The sequence below is a fragment of the Pseudomonas sp. H1_D04 genome (assembly GCF_054683855.1).
This window is the reverse complement of sequence record NZ_CP162826.1, coordinates 3319347-3334561: the sequence shown is the minus strand read 5'-3', so window position 1 is coordinate 3334561 and position 15215 is coordinate 3319347. Positions and strand designations below refer to the sequence as shown.

Annotated in this window: 18 protein-coding genes; 8 read left to right on the top strand and 10 right to left on the bottom strand. The window is 60.5% G+C overall.

Annotation, left to right across the window (positions count from 1 at the left end; translation table 11 throughout):
• Nucleotides 1–58: 58 nt before the first annotated feature.
• From rplS to ffh, 5 genes are all read right to left on the bottom strand, one after another.
• The gene (gene rplS / locus AB4N82_RS15425) at nucleotides 59–409 is read right to left on the bottom strand and encodes a 50S ribosomal protein L19 (protein ID WP_003175895.1); all 351 of its coding nucleotides are present in this window, start codon (nucleotides 407–409) and stop codon (nucleotides 59–61) included.
• A gap of 45 nt (nucleotides 410–454) precedes the next feature.
• The gene (gene trmD / locus AB4N82_RS15420; RefSeq protein ID WP_024077235.1) at nucleotides 455–1228 is read right to left on the bottom strand and encodes a tRNA (guanosine(37)-N1)-methyltransferase TrmD; all 774 of its coding nucleotides are present in this window, start codon (nucleotides 1226–1228) and stop codon (nucleotides 455–457) included.
• Nucleotides 1210–1746: a ribosome maturation factor RimM gene (rimM, locus tag AB4N82_RS15415; protein ID WP_027605457.1), complete on the bottom strand. Its 537-nt coding sequence runs from the start codon at nucleotides 1744–1746 to the stop codon at nucleotides 1210–1212. Before rimM ends, trmD begins: the two co-directional genes overlap by 19 nt.
• A gap of 5 nt (nucleotides 1747–1751) precedes the next feature.
• A complete protein-coding gene (gene rpsP / locus AB4N82_RS15410) occupies nucleotides 1752–2003 on the bottom strand; it encodes a 30S ribosomal protein S16 (RefSeq protein ID WP_003175899.1) in 252 nt (83 codons plus the stop codon).
• Between the two features lie 250 nt (nucleotides 2004–2253).
• The gene (gene ffh / locus AB4N82_RS15405) at nucleotides 2254–3630 is read right to left on the bottom strand and encodes a signal recognition particle protein (RefSeq protein ID WP_003193965.1); all 1377 of its coding nucleotides are present in this window, start codon (nucleotides 3628–3630) and stop codon (nucleotides 2254–2256) included.
• Nucleotides 3631–3863: 233 nt separating this feature from the next.
• On the opposite strand from ffh, the gene AB4N82_RS15400 reads away from it, so the two are divergent.
• From AB4N82_RS15400 to AB4N82_RS15390, 3 genes are all read left to right on the top strand, one after another.
• Entirely contained in the window at nucleotides 3864–4676 is an 813-nt protein-coding gene (locus AB4N82_RS15400; RefSeq protein ID WP_032890784.1) for a cytochrome C assembly family protein, read from the top strand.
• A gap of 12 nt (nucleotides 4677–4688) precedes the next feature.
• Nucleotides 4689–5927, top strand: a complete 1239-nt coding sequence (locus AB4N82_RS15395) for a transporter associated domain-containing protein (RefSeq protein WP_122763820.1) — start codon at nucleotides 4689–4691, stop codon at nucleotides 5925–5927.
• A 222-nt stretch (nucleotides 5928–6149) separates the two neighbouring features.
• The gene (locus AB4N82_RS15390) at nucleotides 6150–7460 is read left to right on the top strand and encodes an MFS transporter (protein ID WP_032890781.1); all 1311 of its coding nucleotides are present in this window, start codon (nucleotides 6150–6152) and stop codon (nucleotides 7458–7460) included.
• Nucleotides 7461–7588: 128 nt separating this feature from the next.
• Here AB4N82_RS15390 and purT read toward each other — a convergent pair whose 3' ends face one another.
• The 5 genes from purT to AB4N82_RS15365 all read right to left on the bottom strand — a co-directional run bounded on the left by purT (nucleotide 7589) and on the right by AB4N82_RS15365 (nucleotide 10847).
• Nucleotides 7589–8770, bottom strand: a complete 1182-nt coding sequence (purT, locus tag AB4N82_RS15385; protein WP_003193969.1) for a formate-dependent phosphoribosylglycinamide formyltransferase — start codon at nucleotides 8768–8770, stop codon at nucleotides 7589–7591.
• A 69-nt stretch (nucleotides 8771–8839) separates the two neighbouring features.
• Nucleotides 8840–9307, bottom strand: a complete 468-nt coding sequence (locus AB4N82_RS15380; RefSeq protein ID WP_032890779.1) for a VUT family protein — start codon at nucleotides 9305–9307, stop codon at nucleotides 8840–8842.
• 165 nt (nucleotides 9308–9472) lie between these two features.
• Nucleotides 9473–9688, bottom strand: a complete 216-nt coding sequence (locus AB4N82_RS15375; protein ID WP_460102108.1) for a DUF1289 domain-containing protein — start codon at nucleotides 9686–9688, stop codon at nucleotides 9473–9475.
• The gene (locus AB4N82_RS15370) at nucleotides 9685–10209 is read right to left on the bottom strand and encodes a gamma carbonic anhydrase family protein (RefSeq protein ID WP_032890775.1); all 525 of its coding nucleotides are present in this window, start codon (nucleotides 10207–10209) and stop codon (nucleotides 9685–9687) included. The genes AB4N82_RS15375 and AB4N82_RS15370 overlap by 4 nt, the downstream gene beginning before the upstream one ends.
• A gap of 35 nt (nucleotides 10210–10244) precedes the next feature.
• On the bottom strand, nucleotides 10245–10847 hold the full coding sequence (locus AB4N82_RS15365) for a CoA pyrophosphatase (RefSeq protein WP_032890773.1): 603 nt from the start codon (nucleotides 10845–10847) through the stop codon (nucleotides 10245–10247).
• A 146-nt stretch (nucleotides 10848–10993) separates the two neighbouring features.
• On the opposite strand from AB4N82_RS15365, the gene AB4N82_RS15360 reads away from it, so the two are divergent.
• From AB4N82_RS15360 to AB4N82_RS15340, 5 genes are all read left to right on the top strand, one after another.
• Entirely contained in the window at nucleotides 10994–11542 is a 549-nt protein-coding gene (locus tag AB4N82_RS15360; protein ID WP_032890771.1) for an NUDIX hydrolase, read from the top strand.
• Nucleotides 11543–11570: 28 nt separating this feature from the next.
• Complete coding sequence (locus AB4N82_RS15355) at nucleotides 11571–12074, top strand: L,D-transpeptidase family protein (protein WP_095185804.1); 504 nt, start codon at nucleotides 11571–11573, stop codon at nucleotides 12072–12074.
• 261 nt (nucleotides 12075–12335) lie between these two features.
• Nucleotides 12336–13085: a GntR family transcriptional regulator gene (locus AB4N82_RS15350; protein ID WP_460102102.1), complete on the top strand. Its 750-nt coding sequence runs from the start codon at nucleotides 12336–12338 to the stop codon at nucleotides 13083–13085.
• A 19-nt stretch (nucleotides 13086–13104) separates the two neighbouring features.
• Nucleotides 13105–14211: an N-acetylglucosamine-6-phosphate deacetylase gene (gene nagA / locus AB4N82_RS15345; protein WP_122753155.1), complete on the top strand. Its 1107-nt coding sequence runs from the start codon at nucleotides 13105–13107 to the stop codon at nucleotides 14209–14211.
• Nucleotides 14204–15214: an SIS domain-containing protein gene (locus AB4N82_RS15340; protein WP_032890762.1), complete on the top strand. Its 1011-nt coding sequence runs from the start codon at nucleotides 14204–14206 to the stop codon at nucleotides 15212–15214. Before nagA ends, AB4N82_RS15340 begins: the two co-directional genes overlap by 8 nt.
• Nucleotide 15215: the final 1 nt, after the last annotated feature.

Below are 15215 nucleotides of genomic sequence, written 5' to 3'. Positions count from 1 at the left end.
ATTTCAGGCACAAAAAAGCAGCCCGTAGGCTGCTTTTTTCTGCATCGGAAAGCTGGACTTAAGCCAGTTTTTCCTTGATGCGAGCTGCTTTACCGGACAGGTCACGCAGGTAGTACAGCTTGGCTTTACGTACGTCACCGCGACGCTTAACGGCCATGCTGTCGATTTGCGGGCTGTAGGTCTGGAAAGTACGCTCTACGCCAACACCGTTGGAGATTTTACGAACAGTGAAAGCACTGTTCACACCACGGTTACGCTTGGCGATTACCACGCCTTCGAACGCTTGCAGACGCGAACGGTCGCCTTCCTTCACTTTCACCTGAACGACAATAGTGTCGCCCGGGGCAAAGGTAGGGATCTCTTTGGTCATCTGCTCTGCTTCGAGTGCAAGGATGATTTTGTTAGTCATGCTGTGCTCCTAAGGTAAGTCAATGGACCTACCATCGATACGTTGTTAACTATCGTCCCGCGCGAGGATGTATTCCTCGAGCAGCTTCTTCTCTTCTCCAGAAAGCGAGCGGCTTTCCAGAAGATCGGCGCGTCGTTCATAGGTCCGACCAAGGGACTGCTGTAAACGCCAACGCCGGATGTGTGCGTGATTGCCACTTAGCAATACGTCGGGAACACGCTGATCCGCATACACCTCCGGACGGGTGTAGTGCGGGCAATCCAGCAAACCATCCGTGAAGGAATCTTCCTCCGCGGAGTCCGCATGCCCTAAAGCTCCAGGCAGCAGTCGTGTAACCGCATCTATCAGGACCATCGCCGGCAGCTCGCCGCCAGACAGGACATAGTCCCCAATCGACCACTCTTCATCGACATGAGCCTCAATAAAGCGCTCGTCAATGCCTTCATAGCGACCGGCAATCAGGATTAATGCTTCCTCATTCGCCAGTTCGCGTACCGCCGCCTGTTTCAGCTGACGGCCTTGAGGGGACAGGTAAATTACCTTCGCCTTCTCCCCAGCAGCTGCCTTGGCCTGAACCAACGCGTCTTCCAGGGGCTTGATCTTCATCACCATGCCCGGGCCACCGCCAAATGGGCGATCGTCCACAGTGTGATGTCGATCCGTCGTGTAGTCTCGCGGGTTCCAACAGGTGAGCTGCAACAGCCCCTGTTTCACCGCCCGACTGGTGATGCCGTACTCGCTGATGGCGGAGAACATCTCGGGAAACAAACTGATCACTTCAATGCGCAAATTAGCCACGCTTAGAAGTCCGCGTCCCATTCCACCTTCATCTCGCCCGCTGCCAGGTCAACAGCCAACACGCATTGCTCCGTATAGGGCAACAAGCGTTCGCGATCATCCAGGCTGCCAGCACAAGGCTTGACCACCATTACATCATTGGCGCCGGTTTCCAGAAGATGATCGATTTTCCCGAACAATTGCCCGAGTTGATCAATAACCTTCAGACCTTCCAGCTGGTACCAGTAGTACTCGCCGTCGGTCAATTCAGGGAACAGGTTGCGCGGCACGCAGATCTCATAACCAGCCAGAAGACGAGCTTCTTCACGATCATCAAGACCCTTGAGCTTCGCGACCAGGAACTTATCGCTCCCACGCCCACTGACCAGCTCGACCTGTTTCACACTACCTTCGCGCTTGAGCGTCCAGGTTTTGTACTGCAACAGGTTTTCTGTCGGATCAGTAAAGGAATACACCTTCACTTCGCCGCGAACGCCATGAACAGAATAAATCTTGCCGATAACGATCAAATCATCAGCAACAGTTGGCGTCGCGTTCATATTGCTCAGGCTGCGGCCTTAGCCGAGTCCTTCAACAGTTTTGCAACGCGCTCGGATGGCTGTGCGCCAACGCTCAGCCAATAGGCTACGCGCTCTTGGTTCACGGACAGACGAACTTCTTGACCACGAGCAACAGGGTTGAAGAAACCAACCTGTTCTTTGTGCGAACCGTCGCGCGGGTTGCGGCTGTCGGTTACGGTCAAGTGGTAAAACGGGCGCTTTTTGGAGCCGCCGAGGGCAAGACGGATTGTTAGCATGTGAAGATCGTTCCTGTAGTCGGTGCTGCAAATCTAAATGCACAGCGGGCATAGGTGCCCGAAAGGCCGCATATTCTAAGGAATATCCGGACTTTTGCAAATGTCTTTTTCTGGCGCCTATCAGCGTGCCATTCAGATCTGCTATAGAGCCGTCGTTTAAAACGGCAGGTCAGCCCCCGCCAACGGCGGGTTTGCTGGAGATCCCACATCCCTGTGGGTCGGAGCGCAAGCGAACTTGCGCTCGAATTCTTTACATTTTCGGCATGCCGCCGCCGGGCAACATACCGCCCATGCCGCGCATCATCTTGGCCATTCCGCCTTTGGCGGAGAATTTCTTCATCATCTTCTGCATCTGCTTGTGCTGCTTGATCAAGCGACCGATGTCCTGCACCTGGGTGCCGGAACCCATGGCGATCCGACGCTTGCGCGAACCGCTGATCAGCTCAGGGTCGCGGCGCTCGGCCGGGGTCATGGAGTTGATGATGGCTTCCATCTGCTTGAACTGCTTCTCTGCCGCGCCTTGGGCATTGCCCATTTGCGCCAGGTTCACACCGCCGATGTTCGGCAGCTTGTCCATCAGGCCGCCGAGGCCGCCCATGTTCTTCATTTGTTGCAACTGGTCGCGGAAGTCTTCGAGGTCGAAGCCCTTGCCCTTCTTCAGCTTCTTGGCCAGTTTATCGGCCTTGTCCTTGTCGAGGGTGGCTTCGGCCTGTTCGATCAGGCTGAGCACATCACCCATGCCGAGGATACGCGAGGCGATACGCTCAGGGTGGAACGGTTCAAGCGCTTCGCTCTTCTCACCCATACCGATGAACTTGATCGGCTTGCCGGTAATGGCGCGTACCGACAGCGCAGCACCGCCACGGGCGTCGCCATCGACCTTGGTCAGGATCACGCCGGTCAGCGGCAGCGCATCACCGAAAGCCTTGGCGGTGTTAGCCGCATCCTGGCCGGTCATGGCGTCGACCACGAACAGTGTCTCGACCGGATTGATCGCGGCATGCAGCGCCTTGATCTCGCCCATCATCTCTTCATCAATGTGCAGGCGACCGGCGGTATCGACGATTACGACATCAATGAACTTGAGCTTGGCCTCTTTAATAGCTGCGTTGGCAATGTCGACTGGCTTCTGGCTCAGATCGGACGGGAAGAAGGTTACGCCCACTTCGCCCGCCAGCATTTCCAACTGTTTGATGGCCGCAGGACGGTACACGTCGGCCGACACAACCATTACTGACTTCTTCTTGCGCTCTTTAAGGAAGCGCGCCAGCTTGCCGGCGGTGGTGGTTTTACCCGCACCTTGCAGACCGGCCATCAGCACGACGGCCGGTGGCACGGCGCTGAGGTTCAAATCTTCGTTGGCGGCGCCCATCAGGCTTTCGAGTTCGGCCTGGACGATCTTCACAAAGGCCTGGCCCGGGGTCAGGCTGCGGGACACTTCAGTGCCGACCGCACGCTCCTTGACCGAGTTGACGAAGTCCTTGACCACAGGCAAGGCCACGTCGGCTTCCAGCAACGCCATGCGTACTTCACGCAGGGTGTCTTTAATATTGTCCTCGGTCAGCTTGGCCTTGCCGGTTACGTGGCGCAGCGTCTGCGAGAGACGGTCAGTCAGGTTTTCAAACATGCGCGATCCTTTCAGGCCCTATTCATCGAAATGCATTGTAGACCGAGGTAATGGCGGCCCAGGCTGTGGTAAATCGCTATTAAAAACAGCGCTCGGCGAGCCTGCGGCGTGGGCAGGTCGCGGATTATAGCGAAGACTGCGCCCATGCACACCCGCTGTCTGGTCCGGGAGTCTTTCGTGGAACGCAGGTGTATGCCAAACTCAGCGCCTTTCGGGCTTGTCTATCAGGATTTATGGTCCCCTTGTCACCCAGTTTGCTACCCAGTCTCGCCGCCGCCCTCTTATATGCCGCTGCGACCTTCTATCAGGGCACTCGTCTTGCCCAAGGCACCAAGGCGGACAAACGCCTGCTGGTCGGCCTGGGCGTACTCGCCCTGCTGGCTCATGCCGCGAGCCTGTTCACCCACCTGATGACGCCGGTCGGCCTGGGCCTGGACTTTTTCAGTGCCGCCAGCCTGATCGCTGCAGCGGTCATCGCGCTGACGCTGCTGGCCTGCTACCGGATCCCCGTTGAGAACCTACTGGTCCTGCTCTTCCCCCTGGGCGTACTGACGGTGCTGCTGGCGCAGTTCGCGCCCACCGGCACGGTGCAGGTGATTGACGAAGAACCCGGTATCCTCGCCCATATTCTGTTGTCGATACTGGCCTACGGCATGTTCACCATCGCGGTGTTCCAGGCCCTGCTCCTGCTCCTGCAGGATCACCAGCTCAAGCACAAGCACCCCTCCGGCCTGATCAAGAACTTCCCTCCGCTGCAAACCATGGAAAGCCTGCTATTCGGTTTCCTATGGGCCGGCTGGACGCTGCTCTCGCTGTCGCTTATCTCCGGCTGGTTGTTCGTCGAGAACCTGTTTGCCCAGCACCTGGTGCACAAGACCCTGCTGGCGTGCCTGGCCTGGGTGGTGTTCAGCGTGTTGCTGTGGGGCCGCAATCGCCTCGGCTGGCGCGGGCACAAGGCGATCCGCTGGACCCTGGCCGGTTTCTGCCTGCTGATGCTGGCCTATTTCGGCAGCAAGCTGGTTCGCGAATACATCCTGCATATTTGACGGGCAGCAATCATGGACAACTTGCCCCTTGGGCCGATGCTCGCGGTAATCGCCTTGCTGGTGTTATGGGCGGCGCTGTTTACCGCCATCGAAGCCGCACAACAACACCTGCTGGCCCTGCGCCCCGGTACACGTCAGGGCGACAAGGCTGCCGCCCGCCTGAGTTTCCCGCGCCACAGCCTGATCCTGTGCAACAGCCTGTGCCGTGCGGCCGTGGTAATCCTCTGCACCCTGCTGGCGATTTATGCCTGGGCACAGAACGGCCCGTGGCTCGGCTGGCTGATCTCCTGCGCTGTTCTACTGATCCTGGCCGACTACCTGCCACGCGCCCTGGCAACCCGCCATCCGCAAGCGGTGCTGGGCTTCGGCAACACGCTGCTGGGCGTGCCATTGAAAATCCTCTATCCCGCCGCCTGGCTGCTCAATGGCATCAGCCTGTTGCTGCTACGCCCGTTTGCCCGAAAGCCCGGCGTGGTGAAAAAGAGCGACGAGCCACAGCCCGACCACGACGATGAGCCGCAGCCCGAGGCCGACGACAGCCGCACCCCTGGTATGCCGGGCATCCACGCCTTGGACAACATCACCGTCAATGACATCCTGGTACCCCGCAGCGAAGTGGACGGTATCAACCTGGATGACTCGATCGAAGAAATCATCGAGCAACTGCGCACCTCACCGCGCACTCGCCTGCCGGTGTTCCACAGTGACATCAATCAGGTCGAAGCCGTACTGAACACCCGACTGATCCAGCATCTGCTGCCGGACGCCAGCCTGACCAAGGAAGCTTTGCTCGAGGCCTCCTACGAACCCTACTTCGTACCGGAAAGCACGCCCCTCCAGCTGCAACTGCTGAACTTCCACAAACAGCAGCGGCGCTTGGGCATGGTGGTGGATGAATATGGCGAAGTGCTGGGCATCGTTACTCTGGAAGACATCCTCGAAGAAATCGTCGGAGAGTTCGAAAGTGAACAGGGTACGGACAACCCGCATATCGAAGCGCAGCCCGATGGCCGCTACATCATTGATGGCGCCGCTTCGATCCGCGAACTGAACAAGAGCCTGGGATGGCACCTGCCAAGCGACGGCCCCAAGACGCTCAACGGCCTGGTGACCGAAGCCCTGGAGACAATTCCGGATTGCGCGGTGTGCCTGAAGATCGGCCGCTACCGCCTGGAAATCCTCGAAACCGAGGACAACCGGGTGAGCAAGGTACTGATCTGGCACACCAGTCGAGTGCCGGTGGCCGTTTAATCCGCTTGTTCGATGCGCAACCCCCTTCCTATAATCGGGTCGGCTTACCCAAGCCCCGCCCGACCGTGTGCTATCCGCACTGAGCGCGTCCAGGCACCGCAGCATCCTGTCTGACCGGTGTACGCTCCCATCCCGAGCCGCCCCGCGCACAACCCTGATCCAGGGGTGTTCGACCAATAATAATCCGCGTCCAAACGCGCAATGACTGTCAGGGATAACTCAATGAGCACCACCTATAACGAGGCTGCGACCGCCGCCCCGACCAACTCGACTGCACGAGTCGCCACCGCGAGCATCGTCGGTACCGCCATCGAGTTCTACGACTTCTATATCTACGCCACCGCCGCTGCCCTGGTGATCGGCCCGGTATTCTTCCCGCAAACCTCCGGCACCGCGCAGATGCTGGCGTCATTCCTGACCTTCGGTATCGCCTTTATCGCCCGCCCACTGGGTTCAGCGCTGTTCGGCCACTTTGGCGACCGTATCGGCCGCAAGTCGACGCTGGTGGCTTCACTGCTGCTGATGGGCGTGTGCACCACGTTGATCGGTTTGCTGCCCGGCTATGACAGCATCGGGGCCTGGGCGCCGATTCTGTTGTGCGTGCTGCGTTTCGGCCAGGGCCTTGGCCTGGGCGGGGAATGGGGCGGCGCGGCGCTGCTGGCTACCGAGAATGCGCCAAAGGGCAAACGCGCCTGGTTCGGCATGTTCCCGCAGCTTGGCCCATCGATCGGCTTCCTGGCCGCAAACGGCTTGTTCCTGATCCTGGCCATGAGCCTCAACGACGAGCAATTCCGTAGCTGGGGCTGGCGCATCCCGTTCATCCTCAGCGCAGCACTGGTGATGGTCGGCCTGTACGCGCGGTTGAAATTGCATGAAACCCCGGTGTTCGCCAACGCCGTGGCCAAGGAAAAACCGGTAAAGGTGCCGCTGGTGGAATTGTTCAGCCAGCATTGGCTGCCGGTGCTGCTGGGCGCCGCATCGATGGTGGTGTGCTATGCGCTGTTCTATATCACCACGGCGTTCTCCCTGAGCTACGGCGTGTCGACCTTGGGCTACAGCCGCGAGACATTCCTTGGCCTGCTGTGCTTCGCGGTGCTGTTCATGGGTTTGGCCACACCGTTGGCTGCCTTGGCCAGTGATCGGTACGGGCGCAAGCCGGTGCTGATCGTCGGCGCAGTCCTGGCGATCCTGTCCGGCTTCACCATGGAGCCACTGCTGACTCATGGCTCGACCTGGGCCGTGGCACTGTTCCTGGCGCTGGAGCTGTTCCTGATGGGTGTGACCTTCGCACCGATGGGCGCCCTGCTGCCAGAGCTATTCCCAACCCGCGTGCGTTATACCGGCGCTTCGGCGGCGTATAACTTGGGTGGAATTGTGGGCGCTTCGGCGGCACCGTTTTTCGCAACCAAGCTGGTGGCGATGGGCGGGCTCAGTTATGTCGGCGGGTATGTGTCGGCGGCAGCGTTGCTCAGCTTGATTGCTGTGCTGTGCCTGAAAGAGACGCGGGATAATGATTTGAACAAGGTTGCCTGATAGACCGCTATCGGCGGCAAGTCGAATCGTCGCACCGCCCCTCCCACATTTTGAGCGCATTTCTACAGATTAAACGCGGTCAAGTGTGGGAGGGGCGGTGCGAAGATTCGATTTGCCCCCGATGCTTTCTAGAGCTCTACCACAACCGCCTGGGAAGCACGGGTTGCCTTGGCCCGAGCCGCTTCAATCGACTCATCCCGCGCCAACGCCACGCCCATGCGGCGCTGGCCATTCACTTCTGGCTTACCAAACAGACGCAACGCGGTGTCCGGCTCGCTCAGTGCAGCGCCGAGGTTGGCGAATGCGGTCTGGGTCGACTGCCCTTCCACCAGAATCACCGCCGAGGCCGAAGGCCCGAACTGGCGAATCAACGGGATTGGCAAGCCCAGAATGGCGCGCGCGTGCAGGGCAAACTGCGATAGATCCTGGGAAATCAAGGTCACCAGACCCGTGTCATGCGGGCGCGGCGACACTTCGCTGAACCACACCTGATCGCCCTTAATGAACAGCTCCACGCCAAACAGACCACGGCCACCCAAGGCTTCGGTCACGGCTTTGGCAACGCGCTCGGATTCCGCCAGGGCAACCGGGCTCATGGCCTGTGGCTGCCAGGATTCCTGATAGTCGCCCTTCTCCTGACGGTGGCCGACTGGCGCGCAGAAGGTGGTGCCGCCGATATGGCGCACGGTCAGCAAGGTGATTTCGTAGTCGAAGTCGATAAAACCTTCGATGATCACGCGGCCTTTGCCAGCCCGCCCGCCTTCCTGGGCGTAATCCCAGGCCTTCTGCACATCGTCAGCGCTGCGCAGCAAGCTCTGGCCTTTGCCAGACGAGCTCATCACTGGCTTGACCACGCACGGGAAGCCCAGATCCTGGACGGCCTTGCTGTAGTCTTCAAAGGTGTCGGCGAAGTGGTACGGCGAGGTCGGCAGGTCCAGTTCTTCGGCGGCCAGGCGACGGATACCTTCGCGGTTCATGGTCAGCGACGTGGCGCGCGCGGTCGGGATCACGGTGAAGCCTTCGGCTTCCAGCTCCACCAGGGTAGCGGTGGCGATGGCTTCGATTTCCGGCACGATGAAGTGCGGTTTTTCCGCTTCGATCACCGCACGCAGGGCGGCGCCGTCGAGCATGTTGATCACATGGCTACGGTGGGCAACCTGCATGGCCGGCGCATTGGCGTAGCGATCCACGGCAATCACTTCAACGCCCAGGCGTTGCAGTTCGATCACCACTTCCTTGCCCAGCTCACCGCAGCCACACAGCAAAACGCGGGTCGCGGTTGGCGACAATGGAGTTCCGATTCGGGTCATCTCAGGTCCTCAGGGGAGCGGATCATGGGGAGAAAGGCCGGCATTTTACATGAACTGTAAAAATTGGCCTCAGTTGGCGACGGCCCGCTTGCGGATACGCCAGGCCATGATCAGCCACACCACCGTGACCCCGGCGAATTTCGATGCCAAGGCCGTACCCACCACCGCCGGCGTCAGCGCGCCGATCAGGCCGAAGAAGATAAACGTGTCGAGGGGAATGCTCAGCGCCGAACTTATCCACAGGCGATCGTGGAGCGGGCGCTTGGTGATGCTGAACACCAGCCAGTCGATGCATTCGGACACCGCGAATGCCGTGGCACTGGCCAGGGCAATGGCAGGGTCGGAAGTGACATAGGACAGTACCAGCGCCGCCAACATGGCGATGATCGCACCGTGGCCGAAGCGGGTTTGCACCATGTCGCGCAGAATAAATACCAGGCCACCCCAGGCGGACCAGATCACGTCAAGGTGCGGGGCGGTGGAGAAAGCGAAGTTGATCAGCACGACGCTGCTGATGTAGGCGATCAGGAAGAGCATGGGGCGAAAGACCTGTGAACAAGGGGCACAGGGTACTTCACATTTTGAAATATGTCGTCTGGGAGGGCCTCATCGGGGGCAAGCCCCCTCCCACATTTTGACCGTATTCCTACAGATTAAACGCGGTTAAGTGTGGAAGGGGGCTTGCCCCCCGATGGCGATCTATCAGGCGCCGGATTTACCAGAAGCCATAAACACCAGCCCAGCCGCCACCGCTCGCTCGTGGCACAAGCACAACACCGCCCGGCGTTCGGCGTTGTCCATGCGGCTCCAGCGCGTGATTTCATACACGGTGCGCTGGCAGCCGGTGCAGATGTCGTCATCATCCAGCGCGCAAATGCTCACGCACGGCGAGCCAACGGGGCGTTCAATCGGGTTCATTCTTGCTGCTCAGCCAGGTCGCGGGCATAGCGCTGTGAGTTATGCACATAGTGGGCGGCGCTGGCTTCGAGCATGCGCTTTTGCGCGTCGGTCAACTCCCGCACCACTTTGCCCGGCGAGCCCATGACCAGCGAGCCATCGGGAATTTCCTTGCCTTCGCCAATCAGCGAGTTAGCGCCAATGATGCAGTGCTTGCCGATTTTCGCGCCGTTGAGGATCACTGCATTGATGCCGATCAGACTGTAATCGTCCACGGTGCAGCCGTGCAGCATGGCGTTATGGCCGATGGTCACGCCCGTGCCCAGAGTCAGCGGATAGCCCATATCGGTGTGCATCACGCTGCCGTCCTGCACATTACTGTTCTTGCCGATCAGGATCAGTTCGTTGTCGCCACGCAATACCGCGTTGAACCAGACGTTGGCGCCCTCTTCCAGCTTGACCTTGCCCACCAGCGTGGCGTTCGGCGCCACCCAGCTGTTGGGATGCGTCTCGACGCGGGCGTCGCCCAGGCGGTATTTCATGGTGTGTCCTCACGGCTTGCCATTCAAACGATGGCTTAGATATTGATGAAGCTCTTGGGCGGCTGGTGCAGGCTGATCTGGGCGTCGTCATAGAGCAGGTTAATCAACTCGACGATCATGATCGCCGTCAGCCCCCAAATCTTGTATTCGCCAAACCGATAGCTGGGCACATACCAACTGCGGCCCTGGTAATCGATTCTGTGGGTATGTTCGCGCGGATCCTGTCGGAAAAAGTCCAGGGGTACGCTGAAAACGGCGGCAATCTCTGCATCATTGGCCAGGTATTCGACGTAATCAGGGACCACGCCGACATAAGGTGTGACGCGAATACCATGCAGGGAGATCAGGGGGCTCAACGGGCCGATCACTTCGACCAAGCCAGGCGGCAGGCCGATTTCCTCTTCGGCCTCACGCAGGGCGGTGAAAATCAGGTCCGGGTCTTCGGGGTCGCGACGACCGCCGGGAAACGCCACTTCGCCACCGTGGGTCGACAGGCCGCTGGCGCGTAGGGTCAGGATCAGCTCGGGTTCATCACTGCGGGTAATCGGCACCAGCACCGCAGCCTCGGGGAAACGCCCGTCGGTTTCCAGCGTGTGGGGGGTGTGGTTGCTTACCCGGCGAAGTAGCTCGTCCAGCATGAGTCATCTCGGTCTGTTGGCTACCATGCATCATGCACCAAAGCGTGCGGGCGCCCAACCCCAAAACCCGGCGGGTGTCGCTAAACGACAACTTGCAGGCCCCTGCCCGCCACGCCAAGATAGGCGCACTTTCCAGGAACCCCAGCATGAAATTCTGCAGCCAGTGCGGTAAACCGGTCACCCAACGCATTCCAGAAGGCGACGGGCGCCTGCGTTTTGTGTGTGATCACTGCTCGACCATTCACTATCAGAACCCCAATATCGTCGCCGGGACCGTGCCGGTGTGGGGCGATAAAGTGCTGCTGTGCCGACGCGCCATCGAACCGCGCCTGGGCTACTGGACCCTGCCCGCGGGCTTTATGGAAAACGGCGAGACCGTCGAGCAGGCCGCCACGCGCGAAACCCAGGAAGAAGCCTGCGCACGCGTGCGCAACCTGGCGATTTACACCCTGATCGATGTGCCGCACATCAATCAGGTGCATATCTTCTACCGCGCCGAACTGGTCGACCTGGACTTCGCCGCAGGCCCCGAAAGCCTTGAAGTGCAGCTGTTTGACGAAGCCGACATCCCTTGGTCCGAGCTGGCTTTCCGCACGGTGGGACGTACCTTAGAATGCTTTTTCGCTGACCGCAGACTTGAGTCCTACCCGGTGCGCAGCGAGGCTGTGCCGCCGATGGGCAAGCCCGCCCAATAATAATCCGGCATCAAGGGAAATCGTTTTAATGCGTTGGTTGCTTGCTCTGCTCTGCCTGTCGTTCGCTACCCTTTCGCCGGCTTCTACCGTGGAGACCCTGGGCGGCAAAACCGTCGAAAAAGTCCTGGTGCTCAAGTCCGCCCATCAATTGCAACTGATCAACGACGGCAAGCCGATCAAGACTTACCGCATTTCCCTGGGCAAAAACCCCAAGGGCCACAAGCTGATAGAGGGCGACCGCCGCACCCCGGAAGGCCTGTACTGGATCGACTGGCGCAAGACCAGCGACCGCTTCAACCTGGCCATGCACATCTCCTACCCCAATATCAGCGACGCCGCCCGCGCGCGCCGCGAAGGGGTGAAGCCCGGCAGCATGATCATGATCCACGGCACGCCTGACACCGAAGACTATCCCGAACAGTGGTTCCACACCCTGGACTGGACCGACGGCTGCATCGCCATGCGCAACGTCGATATGCGTGAAGTCTGGACCCTGGTCAAAGACGGCACCCTGATCGAGATTCGGCCGTAATCGTCGACCGTTCGTAAAATAATTCGAAAATTTTTCCCGCCTTCAACAGCGCCCGCCGGTGAATACCAGTTCACCGCGCGGGCTGCGCCGTTCTGCGCGCCATAAAGACCTCTCTAATACCACTTAAGACCGAGCCCCGTTATAGGGCCATAAAAACCGGATTTGCACCGTTTTCGCTGCATTGACATGGTATTTAAGTGGTATTAATTTCCGGCCAATACCGGGCGACAACACTCCAATAACGCATCGGAAACTTGACAGATGAATCCCATCCTGGCCCTGCGCCCTGACGACAAACAATCCACGCCGCTTTACCTGCAATTGGCCCGCAAGCTGGAAGCGGCCATCCATGCCGGCGAGTGGAAATCCGAACAGGCATTGCCGTCTGAACGCGTCCTTAGCGAGCAACTGAGCATCTCGCGAGTCACCGCCCGCAAGGCGCTGGAAGTGTTGTTTGCCCAAGGCCTGATCCGCCGCAGCCAGGGCTCCGGTACCTTTATCACGCCTCGCCTGGAACAGCCGCTCTCACGCCTGTCGGGTTTCAGCGAGATGTTGCGCCTCAAGGGCTTTGTGCCCAGCTCCCAATGGCTGGAGCGTGACATCACCCCGCCGACCCATGAAGAGCTGATCCGCCTGGCCCTGTCGCCCACCGACAAAGTGGCGCGCCTCAAGCGTTTGCGTAAAGTCGACGACACCGTCATGGCCATTGAGATGACCACGATGCCCGCCTCGGTGCTGCCGCAACCGCAAGCCATCGGCAGCTCGCTGTACGAGTACCTGGAAAGTATCGGCAAGCCCATCGTCCGTGCCCTGCAGCATATCCAGGCGGTCAACGCCTCGGACGAGTTCGCCGCCCTGGTGGGCATCGCCCCCGGCACCGCCATGCTGCTGATGACCCGCGTGGGCTACACCGCCGACAACACGCCGATTGAAATCACCGACACCTACTGCCGCAACGACTACTACGACTTTGTCGCAGAGCTGCGTCGATATGACTTTGCCGCCGAGTAGCGGCCTTAGAGAACTGCCCATGTCCGAAGATAATATCCTCACGCCCCACGGCTGGATTCGCGGCCGCCTGGTGCATGAACACGGCAAGGTAACCGCCATTGAAGGCGTGCCTTGCGACCCGACGCAAAACGATTTGCCCTACCTGCTGCCGGGCTTTATCGACCTGCATGTGCACGGCGGCGGTGGCAAGGACATCATGGAAGGCATCGACGCCTTCGAGACCATCACCCGCACCCACGTGCGCTTTGGCACCACCTCGCTGCTGGCCACCACCATGACCGCGCCGGTGGATGAAATCTCCAGCGTGCTCGGTCAACTCGGCGGCTTTTGCGAGCAGCGCCCTGCCGGCAGCGCCCGAGTACTCGGCGTACACCTGGAAGGGCCTTACATCAACCCAGGCAAACTTGGCGCCCAACCCAACTTCGCCCACACCGCGCTGATGGAAGAAGTCGAGGCGTACCTGCGCCTGGCGCCCATCCGAGTGATCACCATCGCCCCGGAAATCGCCGGCCACGACGCCCTGATCCGCACCCTCAGCGAGCGCGGCGTACGCATGCAGATCGGCCACACCTTGGGCAGCTATGAAGAAGGCGTCGCCGCCCTCGCTGCGGGCGCCACCAGTTTTACCCATCTGTACAACGCGATGAGCCCGTTGCATCACCGCGAGCCGGGGATCGTCGGCGCCGCGCTGGCCCACGCCAAGTACGCCGAGTTGATTCCGGACCTGCTGCATGTGCATCCCGGCGCAATGCGCGTGGCGCTGCGGTCGATCCCTTGCCTGTATTGCGTTACCGATTCCACCGCCGCCGCCGGCATGCCCGATGGCGAATACAAGCTGGGCAGCCACACCGTGACCAAATGCCTGGGCGGCGTACGCCTGGCCGACGGCACCCTGGCCGGCAGCACGCTGACTATGGACCAGGCGCTGCGCAATCTGGTGAAGATCGGCCTGCCTATCAGCGAAGCCTCACAACGCCTGTCGCAATTTCCTGCGGATTACCTGGGCCTGGAAGAACGCGGCCGCCTGCAACCCGGCAGCTTTGCCGACTGCGTGCGCCTGGACCGCTCCCTGCAACTCACCGACGTCATGGTCGAAGGAGAAACCATTGTCTTCAAAAATGCTTGAAGAGGCCTTGGCCTCCTGTGACGCCGTCGCGGCGCAACTGCAACGCCTGAACCCGGCACTGGAAGAAATCGCCGGCCGCCTGCGCCGCCAGCCGCCGCAAGTGGCGATGACCATCGCCCGTGGCAGCTCGGACCACGCCGCCAGCTATTTCGCCTACCTGGCCATGCAGCATGTGGGCATTCCGGTGGCGTCGTTGCCGATGTCGGTGGTGACCTTGCTGCAAGCGCCGTTGAAGGTCAGCGGCCAGGTGGCGTTCGGTTTCTCGCAGTCCGGCCAAAGCCCGGACTTGGTCAACAGCCTGCGCCTGCTGCGTAAGCGCGGGGCTTTGAGCATCTCGTTGGTCAACGCCGAAGACTCGCCGCTGGAAGCCGCCTGTGAATTCCACGTGCCGCTGTGCGCCGGGCCGGAACTCAGCGTGGCCGCGACCAAAAGCTTTATCGCCACCCTCAGCGCCAGCGCGCTGTTGGTCGGCCACTGGAATCAGGAAGCCGACCTGCTGCAAGCCTGCCAGGCGTTGCCCGATGGCCTGCGTGAAGCGGCCCGCCAGGATTGGAGCCGCGCCATCGACGCCCTGCGCGACAGTCAGCGCCTGATGGTGATCGGCCGTGGCGCCGGTTTTGCCATTGCCCAGGAAGCCGCACTCAAGCTCAAGGAAACCTCGGCGATCCAGGCCGAAGCCTTCAGCAGCGCCGAGGTGCGCCATGGGCCGATGGCCTTGATCGGCGACAACTATCCACTGTTGGTGTTTGCCCCGCGCGGCGCCGAGCAGGCAGGCCTGTTGAGCCTGGCCGCCGACATGCGCCAGCGCGGTGCCCGCGTGCTGTTGGCCGCGCCGGACGATATCGCCGAACGCGACCTGACCCTGAGCCGCGCCGAACACCCGAGCCTGGACCCGGTGCTGGCGATCCAGAGTTTCTACGTCATGGCCGCCGGTCTGGCGGTCGCCCGCGGCATGGACCCGGACCAACCGCGCCACCTGAGCAAAGTCACCCGCACTCACTGAG

Coding starts and splice junctions, on each gene's coding strand:
- rplS (WP_003175895.1), bottom strand. CDS start 409: ATGACTAACAAAATCATCCTTGCACTCGAAGCAGAGCAGATGACCAAA.
- trmD (WP_024077235.1), bottom strand. CDS start 1,228: ATGGGACGCGGACTTCTAAGCGTGGCTAATTTGCGCATTGAAGTGATC.
- rimM (WP_027605457.1), bottom strand. CDS start 1,746: ATGAACGCGACGCCAACTGTTGCTGATGATTTGATCGTTATCGGCAAG.
- rpsP (WP_003175899.1), bottom strand. CDS start 2,003: ATGCTAACAATCCGTCTTGCCCTCGGCGGCTCCAAAAAGCGCCCGTTT.
- ffh (WP_003193965.1), bottom strand. CDS start 3,630: ATGTTTGAAAACCTGACTGACCGTCTCTCGCAGACGCTGCGCCACGTA.
- AB4N82_RS15400 (WP_032890784.1), top strand. CDS start 3,864: ATGGTCCCCTTGTCACCCAGTTTGCTACCCAGTCTCGCCGCCGCCCTC.
- AB4N82_RS15395 (WP_122763820.1), top strand. CDS start 4,689: ATGGACAACTTGCCCCTTGGGCCGATGCTCGCGGTAATCGCCTTGCTG.
- AB4N82_RS15390 (WP_032890781.1), top strand. CDS start 6,150: ATGAGCACCACCTATAACGAGGCTGCGACCGCCGCCCCGACCAACTCG.
- purT (WP_003193969.1), bottom strand. CDS start 8,770: ATGACCCGAATCGGAACTCCATTGTCGCCAACCGCGACCCGCGTTTTG.
- AB4N82_RS15380 (WP_032890779.1), bottom strand. CDS start 9,307: ATGCTCTTCCTGATCGCCTACATCAGCAGCGTCGTGCTGATCAACTTC.
- AB4N82_RS15375 (WP_460102108.1), bottom strand. CDS start 9,688: ATGAACCCGATTGAACGCCCCGTTGGCTCGCCGTGCGTGAGCATTTGC.
- AB4N82_RS15370 (WP_032890775.1), bottom strand. CDS start 10,209: ATGAAATACCGCCTGGGCGACGCCCGCGTCGAGACGCATCCCAACAGC.
- AB4N82_RS15365 (WP_032890773.1), bottom strand. CDS start 10,847: ATGCTGGACGAGCTACTTCGCCGGGTAAGCAACCACACCCCCCACACG.
- AB4N82_RS15360 (WP_032890771.1), top strand. CDS start 10,994: ATGAAATTCTGCAGCCAGTGCGGTAAACCGGTCACCCAACGCATTCCA.
- AB4N82_RS15355 (WP_095185804.1), top strand. CDS start 11,571: ATGCGTTGGTTGCTTGCTCTGCTCTGCCTGTCGTTCGCTACCCTTTCG.
- AB4N82_RS15350 (WP_460102102.1), top strand. CDS start 12,336: ATGAATCCCATCCTGGCCCTGCGCCCTGACGACAAACAATCCACGCCG.
- nagA (WP_122753155.1), top strand. CDS start 13,105: ATGTCCGAAGATAATATCCTCACGCCCCACGGCTGGATTCGCGGCCGC.
- AB4N82_RS15340 (WP_032890762.1), top strand. CDS start 14,204: ATGCTTGAAGAGGCCTTGGCCTCCTGTGACGCCGTCGCGGCGCAACTG.